Source organism: Methylobacterium sp. PvP105 (assembly GCF_017876975.1).
GTDB classification, from domain to species: domain Bacteria; phylum Pseudomonadota; class Alphaproteobacteria; order Rhizobiales; family Beijerinckiaceae; genus Methylobacterium; species Methylobacterium radiotolerans.
In genome coordinates this window covers 1,138,608-1,151,972 of the sequence record NZ_JAGIPA010000001.1, presented here as the reverse complement: position 1 = coordinate 1,151,972, position 13,365 = coordinate 1,138,608, and the positions used below count along the sequence as shown (strand labels likewise).

General features: G+C 68.3%; 7 protein-coding genes and 2 pseudogenes. 8 read left to right on the top strand and 1 reads right to left on the bottom strand.

Features of this window, described 5'->3' with window-relative positions:
* Window positions 1-7 precede the first annotated feature (7 nt).
* Both J3A75_RS05385 and J3A75_RS05380 read left to right on the top strand, forming a co-directional pair.
* Window positions 8-3,144 (top strand): annotated as a pseudogene (locus J3A75_RS05385) (efflux RND transporter permease subunit).
* A gap of 86 nt (window positions 3,145-3,230) precedes the next feature.
* Window positions 3,231-3,548, top strand: a pseudogene (locus J3A75_RS05380) (IS3 family transposase); the annotation flags it as partial.
* Between the two features lie 81 nt (window positions 3,549-3,629).
* Here J3A75_RS05380 and J3A75_RS05375 read toward each other — a convergent pair.
* The gene (locus tag J3A75_RS05375) at window positions 3,630-4,709 is read right to left on the bottom strand and encodes a PAS domain-containing protein (protein WP_058606527.1); all 1,080 of its coding nucleotides are present in this window, start codon (window positions 4,707-4,709) and stop codon (window positions 3,630-3,632) included.
* Between the two features lie 571 nt (window positions 4,710-5,280).
* On the opposite strand from J3A75_RS05375, the gene J3A75_RS05370 reads away from it, so the two are divergent.
* The 6 genes from J3A75_RS05370 to J3A75_RS05345 all read left to right on the top strand — a co-directional run bounded on the left by J3A75_RS05370 (window position 5,281) and on the right by J3A75_RS05345 (window position 13,255).
* A complete protein-coding gene (locus J3A75_RS05370; protein WP_070998451.1) occupies window positions 5,281-7,686 on the top strand; it encodes a putative bifunctional diguanylate cyclase/phosphodiesterase in 2,406 nt (801 codons plus the stop codon).
* A 142-nt stretch (window positions 7,687-7,828) separates the two neighbouring features.
* Window positions 7,829-9,526, top strand: coding sequence for a methyl-accepting chemotaxis protein (locus J3A75_RS05365; protein WP_070998449.1), 1,698 nt, complete (start codon window positions 7,829-7,831; stop codon window positions 9,524-9,526).
* A 138-nt stretch (window positions 9,527-9,664) separates the two neighbouring features.
* Window positions 9,665-9,985, top strand: coding sequence for a hypothetical protein (locus J3A75_RS05360; RefSeq protein ID WP_070998447.1), 321 nt, complete (start codon window positions 9,665-9,667; stop codon window positions 9,983-9,985).
* A gap of 440 nt (window positions 9,986-10,425) precedes the next feature.
* A complete protein-coding gene (locus tag J3A75_RS05355; RefSeq protein ID WP_209649760.1) occupies window positions 10,426-10,572 on the top strand; it encodes a hypothetical protein in 147 nt (48 codons plus the stop codon).
* A gap of 1 nt (window position 10,573) precedes the next feature.
* The gene (gene tnpC / locus J3A75_RS05350; protein ID WP_209649719.1) at window positions 10,574-11,854 is read left to right on the top strand and encodes an IS66 family transposase; all 1,281 of its coding nucleotides are present in this window, start codon (window positions 10,574-10,576) and stop codon (window positions 11,852-11,854) included.
* A gap of 24 nt (window positions 11,855-11,878) precedes the next feature.
* A complete protein-coding gene (locus J3A75_RS05345) occupies window positions 11,879-13,255 on the top strand; it encodes a methyl-accepting chemotaxis protein (RefSeq protein ID WP_209650908.1) in 1,377 nt (458 codons plus the stop codon).
* Window positions 13,256-13,365: the final 110 nt, after the last annotated feature.

The following is a 13,365-nucleotide window of genomic DNA, read 5'->3' as shown; positions in this document are numbered from 1 at the left end:
GGCGGCGATGAAGAGCTGGATCGCCCTCTCGGTCCGCCGCCGCTTCCTCGTGCTGATGATCGCGCTCGCCGCGGCGTCGGGCGGGATCGCCAACCTCGAAGGACTCTCGATCGACGCGGTGCCGGACATCTCGCCGAAGCGGGTGATGATCCTCACCCTCTCGCCGGGGCTCGGTCCCCTGGAAGTCGAGCGACTCGTCACCTTTCCTGTCGAGAACGCGATGGCCGGCGCGCTGGGGCTCTCCAACGTCCGCTCGACGTCCCGGGCCAGCGTCTCGGCGGTCTACGTCACCTTCGACGAATCCGTGTCGGTCACAGCGGCGCGGACGGAGGTGTTCCAGCGCCTGCCCCAGGCCAAGAGCCTGATGCCCGCCGGAGTCGGCGATTCGCAGATGGGTCCGATGGCGACCGGCCTCGACGAGATCTACCAGTTCGAGCTGCGGGGGCCCGCCTACACGCCGATGCAGCTCAAGCGCATCCTGCAATGGACCATCGCGCCGAAGCTGAAGCTCACCTCCGGCATCGCCGACGTGAACATCTACGGCGGCCAGATGCCGACCGAGGAGGTCCGCGTCTCGGCGGACGCGCTGCGCCGCTACGGCGTGACGCTGGCCCAGGTCTACACGGCGCTCGCCGAGAACAACGCAGCCCGGGGCGGCGCCTACATCGAGCACAACGACCAGCAGGAGACGATCCGCTGCCTGGGCCTCGCCAAGAGCCCGGAAAACATCGCGAACATCGTCGTCGCGACGGGCCCCGGTGGTGTGCCGGTGACGCGCGGCACGCTGGGCACGGTGCAGGAGGCCCCCAAGGTCCGGCTCGGCGCCGTCACCCACGACGCGGAAGGCGAGACCGTCATTGGCATCGCGATGATGCGCGACGGCGAGAATGCCAGCGCCGTAGTCGCGGAGGTGAAGAAGACGATCGCCGCCCTGCGCCAGCAACTGCCGCCTGGGGTCGAGATCGTCCCGTTCTACGATCGCAGCACGCTGGTGGACCGCACCATCCGCACGGTGGAGCACAACCTCCTCGAGGGGGCGGCGCTGGTGATCGTGGTGCTGCTCCTGCTGCTCGGCCACCTGCGCGCAGGAATGATCGTCGCCGCCGCGATCCCGCTCTCGATGCTGATGGCGTCTGCCGGGATGCGGCTGCTCGGCCTGTCGGGCAACCTGATGAGCCTCGGGGCGATCGATTTCGGTCTGATCGTCGACGGCGCCGTGGTGATGATCGAGAACGTGCTCCGCGCCCGGGGCGAGCACCCGGATCGCCCGGCCCATGATCTTATCCGCGCCGCCGCCGCCGAGGTGGTCCGCCCGGTGATCTTCGCGGTGGCGATCATCATGATGGTGTACGTCCCGATCCTCGCCCTCGAAGGCGTCGCCGGCAAGATGTTCGCCCCGACGGCGCTCACGGTGATCCTGGCGCTCGGCGCGTCGCTCATCGTCACCCTGAGCCTCATGCCGGCGCTCGCGGCGCTCTTTCTCGCGCGGCGGACTGTCAATGAGCGCGAGACGCGCCTCGTCCACGCGGTGCGGCGTGTCTACACGCCGGTGCTGTGCTGGGCCGAGCGGCACGCGTTCGTCAGCGTGCTCACGACGGTCGCCCTGTTCGCCGGCTCCTGCGCGATGGCCACGCGTCTCGGGGGCGAGTTCCTGCCGAAGTTGTCGGAGGGCTCGATCGTTATCACCTCCGAGAAGCTGCCCAGCATCGCGCTGAACGCCTCGCTCGCCACCGTCACCCGCATCGAGCGGGTGCTGAAATCCTTCTCCGAGGTGAAGCGGATCGTCTCCCTCACCGGCAGCGCCGAGATCCCGACCGACCCGATGGGCGTCGAATCGACTGACAGCTTCATCACCTTGACCGACCCCTCGACCTGGAGGACCGCCCACAGCCAGGAAGGGCTCGTCGCGGCGTTCCACAAGCGCCTCCGGTAGAAGGTGCCGGGCGTCGCCTATAGCTTCTCGCAGCCGATCCAGATGCGGATGGACGACCTCTTGGAGGGCGTGCGCGGCGACGTCGTGATCAGCCTCTACGGCGACGACCTGAAGGTCCTGAAGGACACGGCCGATTCCGTCGTGCGGGTGGTCTCAGGCATTCAGGGCGCGGCGGACGTGAAGGCCGAGGCGCAGGCCGGGATGCCGGCGCTCTCGATCCGGGTCGACCGGGCCAAGGCCGCCCGCTACGGCATCAACGTGTCGGACGTGCTCGACGTGGTCGAGAGCATCGGCGGGCGCACCGCCGGCATGGCCTACGGCGACGACGATACCATCACCGACTTTGTGGTCCGGCTCGACCCGGCCGACAACAGCGACATCGAGCGCATCCGCGCCCTGCCGGTGGGGCGGCCGGGCAAGGAGACCGGTTCCGCCATGACGGTGCCGCTCGCGATGGTGGCCTCGGTGGAGGTCACCTCCGGCCCGGCCCAGATCAGCCGCGAGCGGCTGCAGCGGCGGAGCTCGATCCAGGTCAACGTCCGCGGCCGCGACGTGCAGAGCTTCGTGGACGCCGCGCAGAAGGCCGTGTCCGATCAGGTGAAGCTGCCGCCCCGCTACGCGCTGCAATGGAGCGGCCAGTACCACAACCTGCAGGAGGCTACCGCCCGTCTCTCGGTGGTGGTGCCGGCGGCGCTGGTGGGGATCCTCGTCCTCCTCGTCGTGATGTTCGGCGACATCCGCCGCGCCGGGCTGATCGTCCTCAACGTGCCGATAGCCGCGACGGTGGCATCCTGGCGCTTGCTTTACGCGACATGCCGTTCTCGATCTCGGCGGCGATCGGCTTCATCGCGACCTTCGGCATCGCGATCCTGAACGGCGTGGTGCTGACGAGCACCATCCGCGATCTCGAAGCTTCCGGCCTTGACCCGCGGGAGGCCGCCACCCGGGCGGCCGAGAGGCGCCTGCGCCCGGTGATAATGACGGCCCTCGTCGCAACGCTCGGCTTCCTGCCGATGGCCCTATCGACCAGCGCCGGGGCGGAAGTGCAGCGCCCCCTCGCGACCGTGGTGATCGGCGGGCTGATCTCCGCGACGTTGCTGACCCTCGTGGTCCTGCCGGCGGTCTATCCGGTGGTCGCCGCGATGCGCCTACCCTTCAGCAGTGCGCGAACCGGCAGATTGATCTTCCCTCGGCTTCGCGGATACCTCTGATACGCTCGTGCTGAGCGGGGAAGGTGTCGGATGGCGAAGACGAAACGCGAGTTCACGCCCGAGTTCAAACGCCAAGCGGTCGCCCTGCTGGAGAGCAGCGGCCGGCCGCCGGGCTCATCTGCTACCCGGATCGCGGCAGCCAGTACGCGGCGCAGGCCTACCGTAAGCAACGCATCAGCATGGGGGCGAAGCCGGCGATGAGCCGCACGGCTTGCTGCTACGACAACGTCCCGATGGAGAGCTTCTTCCACACGCTCAAGATCGAGCTCGTCCATCAGCGACGATGGACGACCCGAGACGAGGCGCGGCGCGATCTGTTCGCCTACATCGAGGGCTACGACAACCGGCAACGCATCCATTCGGCGCTCGGCTCTCTCACGCCCGAGCAAGCCGAGAGGGCCGCGAACCGATCTCCCCCTTGCCCGCGAAGTCAGGCGCGGATCAGGTGCCAGATGCACCGGATGGTCAAGCGGCCTCAAGTGCAGTCACGCCTCGCGCACGCCGGGCTTCTTGCCTGCCTCGAAGATGAATTCGACGCCCGCCTCTTCCAGAGCACGACGCACGGCGAGCAGGGTGTCCCAGCGCGACCTGACCGCCGAGGTCGGATCCTCCAGCCGGTTGAGGGTCGAGACCGAGACGTTGGCCCGCGCGGCAAGCTCATCCTTCGAGAGGCCGGTGATTGCGCGGGCCGAACGGATCTGGCTCGGGATCAGGGTCTCGTCGGCGACCGAACCCTGCGCGGTCCCCGGCGGCGGGACCGCCTCGGGCGGCGGGGCCCCGTAGCGGGTCCGTCCCGGAACGTTTAAGCAGACTCCGACCCATTCGCGGACGGAGCCGTCCTTGTTCAGCACCGGCGCGCCGCGCGCATTGAACCACCGGTAAATCCCGTCCGCGCACAGGACGCGATAGTCCGTGTTGTAGGGCGCCGTGTGCTCCACCGCCGTGGTCCAGGCCGCGAGCGTGCGGGAGCGGTCGTCCGGGTGGACGGCGTCGAGCCAGCCCAGACCCTGCATCTGCGCGTGAGACTGACCGGTCAGGGCCATCCACTGCGGCATCTCGCTCGGCTCGCCGTTCGCCTTGTTGACCCAGAAGACCGCTGCCGTCGCGGCGATCAGCGCGTTCAGGCGGTCATGCCGCTGCATGAGCGCGTTCATGGTCTCGTGCTGCGCCGTGACGTCGAACACGACGCCCATGCCCTGGCTCGGGCGCCCGTCCGAGCCGAGCATGACCTCGGCGTGGTGCAGGAGCCAGCGCTGGGTCCGGTCCGGCCGGATGATGCGGAACTCGCGACTGACCGGCTGGCCGGAGCGTAGCACGGCGATCTGGTCACCGTGCGCGGCCTGATCCTCCGGGTGGATCATGTCGAGCCCGAAGCCGAAGGTCATCTCCGTGGTCGGGTCGAGGCCCAGAATCCGGTAGAGGCCCGGCGACGCGTCCAGTCGCTCGGAGCGCAGGTCCGCCGACCAGAAGCCGATTTTTCCCGTATCCTCGATTAGCTTCAAGTAGTGGCGCGAGGAGAAGCCGCGCGGGGCGGCGCCGATCTCGGTCTTCGCCTGCGGACGCATCAATGCACGTGTCGGCATCGCCTCACCCCGATTGCCAGTGCTCCAGAGCTGAGATGCGGAATGGCATAAGCGTGGCCGTGAAAGCGTTAAGAAGACAGCATTTGATCCATATTGACTGACATTCGATGGCGAATGTCAGTGTCGTGCAGGCCAAAGATTGATTGGGAAAGGAAGCCTGCGGCGGATTCATTCTTGGCGATCGATGGATACCAGAATGCGATGGGTTATCTATCGGGCGAGCCCGATGTATATGCCGAAGAATGGAATAAATAATCTCACTACGCTCGAAGCTTCGGATGTCTCCGGTGGAATGACAGGAAATTCGATTCCCTCGAGCGCGATTGAACAGGAATTCCGGCGATCGGCTTGAGACTCTGGCAGTCCGAAGCGGTCATCCTCGCACTGGAGACGCGGCGAGACGTCTCCTGCCTGGGTACCTGAATGTCGCTGCCGAATGCCGAATGCCGGGCGAAGTCGTGCACCCTCGACAGTGCACCGACGTCGATCCAGTTCGACCTCCGCGGCAGGGTGATCGCCGCCGACGCTTCGACGTCCTCGAACGGGCGCGGCCATGAGTGAGATCATCCTGCCGATGGGCGTCGACGACGCGGCGCACCTGCCCGACGAGGACGCGCGCCTGCGTGAGGCGATGCGCGCCACGATGCTCGCCGAGACGCTGCAACTCGGCCGTTACTCGGCGGTGACGCAGGCCGCCGTCGTGCTCGCGCTGGCCGTCATCTTTTGGGGCATCGTCTCGCACGCTTACCTGTCCGGTCTCGCGGTGGCGGTGACGGCGCTGTGCGCGGTGGCTATGATCGCGATGCGACGCTATCGCGGCCGCCTCGGCGACCGATCGATCGCCCGGGAGGCCTTCGCCGTCCTTCACGGCCTCGCGCTCGGCCGCGGTCTCGCCTGGGCCAGCATGCCGGCGATCCTGCTGCCCTCGGTCGACAATGCCTACCGGATCGTGGTCGGGGCCGTCTGCGCCGCCCTGATCTCGCACGCCTACGTGGCGGGCCCGATCTTCTCCCTGGCGCTCCTGGCCGTGGCGCCGGTGGTGGCCGGCATCTTCGTCGGGCTCGCCGGTTGCGAGAGCCCGGTCGGCGAGTACGTCGCCGTGCTGCTGTCGCTGTACGCGGCCTTCGTCTTCGTGAGCGCGCGTCGGATGTGCCGGCACTCCTACCAGCGCCTCTGCGACCGCGTCATGGTGCAGGCGCAGAGCGAGACCATCGGGTTCCTCCTCAAGGATTTCGCCGAGGGCACGAGCGACTGGCTCTGGGAAACCGACACGGTCGGGCGCCTTCGGCAGGCCCGCGCCGCTGTCGCCGCCCTGCTCGGCGTCGAGGTCGCCGGGCTGCGCCACCGGACGTTGTCTGAGCTCCTGCGCGCGTTCGCCGACCCGGACGGCGACGGCGCGGATGCCCAGGCCGTCGCCGCGGCGATCGCGGCGCGCGCGCCTTTCCGCGATCGCACCATCCGGCTCCGTACCGCGGTCGGCACGCGCTGGATCACGCTCAACGGCAAGCCCGTCTTCGACGCACAGGGAGCGTTCACGGGCTACCGCGGCGTGGGCTCGGACACCACCGAGAGCCGGGAGGCGCAGGCCCGCATCGCCTTCCTGGCGGGTCACGACAGCCTGACCGGACTGCCGAACCGCAGCGGCTTCCAGGACGCGCTGGGGACGCTCTGCCGCACGGTCCGCATGGCGGAGAGACCGAGTGCGCTGTTCTATCTCGACCTCGACGGCTTCAAGGCCGTCAACGACAGTCGCGGCCACCTCGTCGGCGACCGATTGCTGCGCGCGGTGACTGCACGCCTGCTCGCCATCGGTGAACCGCACAGCCTGTTCCGCCTCGGCGGCGACGAGTTCGCGATGGTCGTCCGCGACCTCGGTCGGCCCGCGGCCGAGGCCCTCGCCGCCCGCGTGGTGGCCGAGCTGCGCCGCCCGTTCCAGATCGACGAGGCCCGGCTGGAGGTCGGTGTCAGCGTCGGCATCGCCTACATGCCGGACGACGCGGTCGAGCCTGCCAGCCTGCTCATGCGCGCCGACCTCGCCCTCTACGCCGCCAAGGCGGACGGCAAGGGCTGCTGGCGGACCTTCGATCCGTCGCTGGAGGAGCGGGTCGTCCGCCAGCGGCAGTTCGACCTGGACATGCGCGCGGCCCTCGCGGCGGGCGAGATGGAGCTGCACTACCAGCCCCTGGTGGACATGCGGAGCGGTCGTGTAGCCGGTTTCGAGGCGCTGCTGCGGTGGAACAAGCCCGGGTACGGCTGGGTCTCGCCGGGGGAGATCATCCCCATCGCCGAGACGACCGGCTTCATCGTCGAGATCGGCCGCTGGGCCCTGCGCCGCGCCTGCACCGACGCCCGCACGTGGTCCGACCTGAAGATCGCGGTGAACATCTCCTCCATCCACGTGCGGATGCCGGGCTTCCACGCCGAGGTCGCGGCCGTTCTCCGCGAGACCGGCCTCGCGCCAGATCGGCTCGAGATCGAGATCACCGAGTCGGTGCTGCTCGACCACGGTCCGGAGGTTCTGGAAAACCTGAAGCGCCTGCGCGCGACGGGCGTGCGCATCGCGCTGGACGATTTCGGCACGGGCTACTCGAGCCTGAGCTACCTGACCGAATTCCCGTTCGACAAGGTGAAGGTCGACCGCTCCTTCGTGCGCGATCTGCAGGGCCGCCCCGAGAAGGTCGCCGTGGTCGAGGCCATCGCCCGAATGGCGCGGGCCCTATCGATGAGCGTCACGGTGGAGGGCGTGGAGACCCGGCAGCAACTGGACGTCCTGCGGGACAAGCGCTGCGACATCGCGCAGGGCTTCCTCTACAGCCCGGCGCGCCCGGTCCACGAGGTCGCGGCACTCATCGCGCGCATCGAGGGTGCTGCGCCGCCGCCGAGCGTGAGCGCCGGCGATCCGGACGGGAGCCCGACCGCCGACGCGCGCTCGGTCCTGTCGCTGGCCCGCGCCTCGTAGGCGACGGGCGGCGCATCGCGTCGCCGCCGAAAGGCAGAAAACCTCTCTCGTCGCGCTGAGGACGCCCCCGGCGCGCGCTTGCCGGGCAACGCGTCTTTAAATGCGGCGACTTCAAAATTCAGAAGTAGCGGAGCAACAGTACATGTCGCGCCTTTCCGACCTCAAGATTGTTACCAAGGTGACGATCCCGCTGCTGCTGGTCGCCGCCGTCGCCGGCGGGCTCGTGTATCGCGCGCACGGCGTCTTTGATGAGTTGAACGAGAAAACGCAGCACATCGTCGATGTCCAGTCCGCGCGACTTGAGAATATCCTGACTGTTCGCACGAACGTCCTCGAGGCGACGGTTCAGAATCGGAACATCCTCATCGAGGACCGGCCTCCCGAGCAGGCCATGTACCGATCGCGCTACGACGAGGCCGTGAAACAGGCCTACGTGGCGGTCGACAGGCTGATCGCGCTGTCGAACTCGCCCGAGCGGCGGGCCGTCAATCAGAAGCTGCGCGAGGCCGTCGAGGTCTATTTCCACGTCGTCGGGCGCGCGAACGCGGCGGCCCTCGACAGGGACGCCGAGACCGCGCGGAAAATCGTGCTTTCCGAGGGTCTCGCGGCCCGCAACAAGGTCCGCGATCTCGTCCAGCCGCGCATCGACAATCTCGCGGCCGAGCTCGCCCAGGCGAAGGCGGAGGCCCAGGCGAGCGCGGAGCGGGCGACGACGGTCCTCGTCACGGCCGCGGTCGCCGGGCTGCTCGCGGCCCTGGCCATCGCGTTCGCCATCGTCCATTTCGGGCTGACGCGGCCCCTGACCCGGTTGGTCGCCGTTCTGCAGCGCATGGCCAAGGGCGATCTCGACGCCGACATCGCGGAGGCTGCCCGTCGCGACGAGATCGGCCAGGTCGGCAAGGCCGTCGCCGACATCCGCGCCATGGTCGCGCGGAAGGCCGTCGAGGACGCGGAGACGAAGCGCGCCGCCGACGCGGCGCTAGGCGCCGAGCGACGGCGCATCATGATGGACCTCGCGAACGGCTTCGAGCGGACGGTCGGCGGCATCGTCGGGATGGTCTCGGCCTCCGCGACGGAGTTGCAGGCCACGGCCGCGACGATGACGGCGACCGCGACCGAGACGGCCACGCAGTCCACGGCCGTGGCGGCGGCGGCCGATCAGGCAGCGTCGAACGTCGGTACCGTGGCGGCGGCCTCCGAGGAGCTCGGGAGCTCGGTTCAGGAGATCGGCCGTCAGGTACAGGGATCGGCATCCCTCGCCCAGGCCGCTGTCGGCGAGGCCGACCGGACGGCCCGGCTCGTCGAGGACCTCACGACGGCCGTCGCGAGGATCGGTGACGTCGTCGCGATGATCTCGGCCATCGCCGGCCAAACCAACCTCCTGGCGCTGAACGCGACCATCGAGGCGGCGCGGGCCGGCGAGGCCGGCAAGGGCTTCGCGGTCGTCGCAGCCGAGGTCAAGGAACTCGCGTCGCAGACGGCCCGGGCGACGGACGAGATCGGCGGCCATATCGGCCGCATCCAGGGCGTGACGGGCGAGGCGGTCTCGGCCATCGGCGCGATCACGGGGCGCATCCGCGAGATCAACACGGTGGCGGCCAGCATTGCCGCCGCCGTGGAGCAGCAGGGCGCGGCGACCCAGGAGATCGTGCGCAACGTCGCCCAGGCGGCGACGGGCACCGCGGAGGTGACCGGCAACATCGCCGGAGTCGCCTCAGCGTCGGAGGCTACCGGCGCGGCGGCGACCCAGGTGCTGGCGTCGTCCGGCGAGCTGTCGCGACACGCCGAGCAGCTCGCAGCGGAGATGACGCGCTTCCTCACCACCGTGCGCGCGGCCTGAGGCGATCCCGATGGCGTGCAGCACAGCCAGCGTCTCGGGCCTCGGGGTCAATCCCACGCTTCGGCTGGGTTGCCGGGGAGATGCCCCGTCGGGGCACCGGCCTTGCGGCCCGTACCGGGTCGGGCTGGCTTGATCGCCATGGCCGACATCATTCCCCTCGGCACCATCCCGGGCGCCGAGAACGCCCGCGCGATGCTTCTAGACCTCCGCCGGCGCCTCGATTCCGGCGAGGACATCGGTCCGCGGATCGCGCAGATCCGTCAGGCCGCGGCGTCGATGCGGGCACTGGCTGGCGGCCTCCGGCGGGTCCTGCAAGCCCCGGACGAGAGGCTGTCCGCCGAGCCGGAGGTTCTCGTCGCGGCCTGGAAAGTCCTCGCCTTGGCGGAACGCAACGTCGCGAAACTCGAGGAATTCCTTCGGCTCGCGGACGAAGAGGATTTGGCGCAGGCTTCGCGCTAGCCTTCGGGCCAGCCTCGGGAATGCGGGCCAGCCGATCCGCATCACGGTCCTGACCCAGGCTGTCCGAGCTCCGCACACCGGACCGACGTGTCCGCGCGATCGAAGGCGCGCGGTGAGCGACCAGAGAGACCGCGCTCGACGTCACGCGCGGATCGGACCGTCGCCCGTCGCGGCACCGTGCGCAGCGGCTCTCGACGCGCGCTCGAACCGGCTCCGATCATTTCGTGACCGCCGTTCGCCTGTCGACAGTCGCGGAGACTTGAAGGCAGGGATCGATCTGACACGGAATGGGTCATAGCCCGACCATGATCTGTACTGGGCTCAAAAAATCCTTTTGAAATGGAACGTGGTGGCGCACGGTCCGAGCCGGATTCCGAGATGCGACTAAGACCAACTTATAGTCTCGGTGTCACGATACGGCGTCCAATGAGAGTTGCGCCATGTTCCGTAAGCCCGCCTTTGATGAGAACCAAGCCACCATCGACGCGCTGACGCGCTCGTTGGCCATCATCGAGTTCGGCATGGATGGCACCATCCGTAATTACCCACGCCCTTGCGCGGGACGGATTTCGCTGATTCTCTCGTGAGATGGGCCGCAGCGAACTGGAACGGCTGAGCCGCGAAGAGCTGATCGAGCTGGTGCTGCGGCTGCAGCGGCCAGAGAAGACGTCGCGCACCTCGTCCAAGCCGCCCGCGACCGATCGCAAGGAGCAGCGGGAGCACTCCAAGCCCGGCGGCGCCAAGCCCGGTCACGAGGGTCACAGCCGCGTCGTGAGCGACGATCCCGATACGCTCGTCGAGCATCGTCCCGAGGCGTGCGCGTGCTGCGGCGCCAGCCTGCACGCCGCTCTTCCGGCAGAGGTCGTCAGCGTCGCCGAGCAGATCGAGCTGCCCGCGGTGGCGCCGATCGTGACGCAGCACCGCCGGCTCGCGGTCCGTTGCCCGCGCTGTGGGGAGCGGGTGGTCGCACCGGTGCCGGAGGCGGCGCGCGGCACGCCCTTCGGTCCGCGGCTGCATGCGGTGGCGACGTACCTGAAGACCTTCCAGGCGCTCTCGTACGAACGGTTGCAGGCGGTGCTCTCCGACCTGTTCGGCCTCACGCTCAGCCAGGGCGGGCTGATGAACCTGCTCCGCCGCGCGCAGGGCTGCTTCCGTCCGGGTCGCGACGCGGCCATCACGACCCTGCGCCGGGCTGAGGTCGTCGCCTGCGACGAGACCGGCGTGCGCATCGAAGGCTCGAACGCCTATCACTGGCTGTTCCACTCGGGCGACGCGGTGGTGCACACGCCGTCTCCGACGCGCGGTGCTGTCGTGGTGCGCGAGATGATGGACGGACACCGACCGGCGGTATGGATCTCCGACCGCTACACCGCCCAACAGGGCCATGCGGATAAGCACCAGACCTGCTTGGCGCATCTGGCCCGCGATGTTGCCTACGCCGTCGAGGTCAGCGACGATCCCGTCCCCTGGCGCCTGCAACTCTGGCTACAGAGCGTGTTCGCCCTGGCCGAGCGCGTCACAGACTTGGCTGCCTCGACGCTCTCGGCCAAGCGCCGGAGCCTGGATCGGCAACTCGGCGCTATCCTGGCCACGCCGAGCCGCTGTGATCTGACCCGCGACCTGCAGGCCAAAATCAGCCGTGCGCGCGATCAGCTCTTGGTCTTCCTCGCCTATCCCGGAAAGGTCGAGCCGACGAATAACGGCTCCGAGCGGCTGCTGCGTCCCGCTGTCGTGCAGCGGAAGGTGACCAACGGCTATCGCGCCATGTGGGCGGCCGAGGGCGAAGCCGCCATTCGCACCGTCGTCGACACCGCCCGCATCACAGGCAGCAGCCCCTTCAGCACCATCCTCAAAACCACCGGCGCTTGAACCCTGCCATCATAGGCCTGGGTAATTACCACCATCCTGCGCGCCAACCCGAATTTCCTGGCCGTCGTGGACTACGATCTCGCTTCCCTGCAGGGTAAGCACCACCGGATCCTGGTTAGCGAGGAGACGGCCAACGGTCCGGAGTATGATGAATTCTGGTCGAAGCTGCGGGCCGGCGAATTCATGTCCGGTGAGTTCCCCCGCCGCGCGCGGTCCGGCGCGAGGGTCTGGCTCGAAGCCACCTACAACCCGATCCTGGGCTCCGACGGCAAGCCGTTCAAGGTCATCAAGTTCGCCAGCGACATCACGGCCAAGAAGAGCGAGACCAACCGGCTGCTGCGCATGATCGACGAGATGCCGGTCGCCGTCATGACCGCGGATCCGAAGAACGATTTCAAGATCAATTACATCAACAACACCTCGCGCAAGACTCTGGAAGCCATCGAGCGGCATCTGCCGATCAAGGTCTCCGAGATGATGGGCAAGTCCTTCGACGTGTTTCACAAGAACCCGCATCACCAGCGGAACATGCTCGCCGACGCGCGCCGACTGCCCCACCGCACCAAGATCAAGGTCGGACCCGAGACCCTCGATCTGCAGGTCTCCGCCATCACCGACGCGGACGGAGCCTATGTCGGGCCGATGTTGACATGGTCGGTCATCACCGCACAACTCGCCATGGCCGCGGACGTCGCCGGCCTCGTCGAGGCGCTCGGGACCGCGATCGGCGAGATGAAGGAGTCGGCGGAGGGCCTGAACCGCTCGGCGGACGCGGCGAGCGAGCGCGCGAACTCCGTGGCGGCCGGATCCGAGGAGATGACCAGCTCGATCCACGAGATCTCGGGTCAAGTCGGGCGGGTCTCCGAGCGTACCCAGCAGATCGCCAACCAGGCGACGGCGACGGACGTGACGGTTCGCAACCTCGCCGCCAATGCCGGCGAGGTCGACGCGGTGGTCGGAATGATCAAGTCTATCGCCGACCAGACCAATCTTCTCGCACTCAACGCCACGATCGAGGCGGCGCGCGCGGGTGCGGCCGGTCGTGGCTTCGCGGTAGTGGCCACGGAGGTCAAGGAGCTTGCCGGCCAGACGGCGAGAGCGACCGGCGAGATCACGCACAAGGTCCACGCCATCCAGAAGGCGACCGGCGAGGCCGTGACGGCGATCCGCTTGATCACCGACGAGGTGGCCGAGCTCTCGAAACTCACGCTGGCCATGGCGAGCGCCGTCGAGGAGCAGGCCGCCTCGACCCAGGAGATGTCGTCCAACATCACCGGTGTCTCGGCCGCGGCCGGAGAGACGGGACAGCTCGCAGAGATGGTCCGGCGGATCTCCGACAAGCTCGAGGCGCATTCCGCCGGCCTCGGTGCCAGCATGGAGAAGTACCTCAAGGCGAGTTGATGAAAGCATAAGGAGGCCCTTCCAGCTATCTGATTTAGGCTCTCCGAGGGGAGCTGAAGCGAGCGCTGCTCCGTCGATCCTTCTGGGAGGCGCCGAGGTGGGCCTGCTTT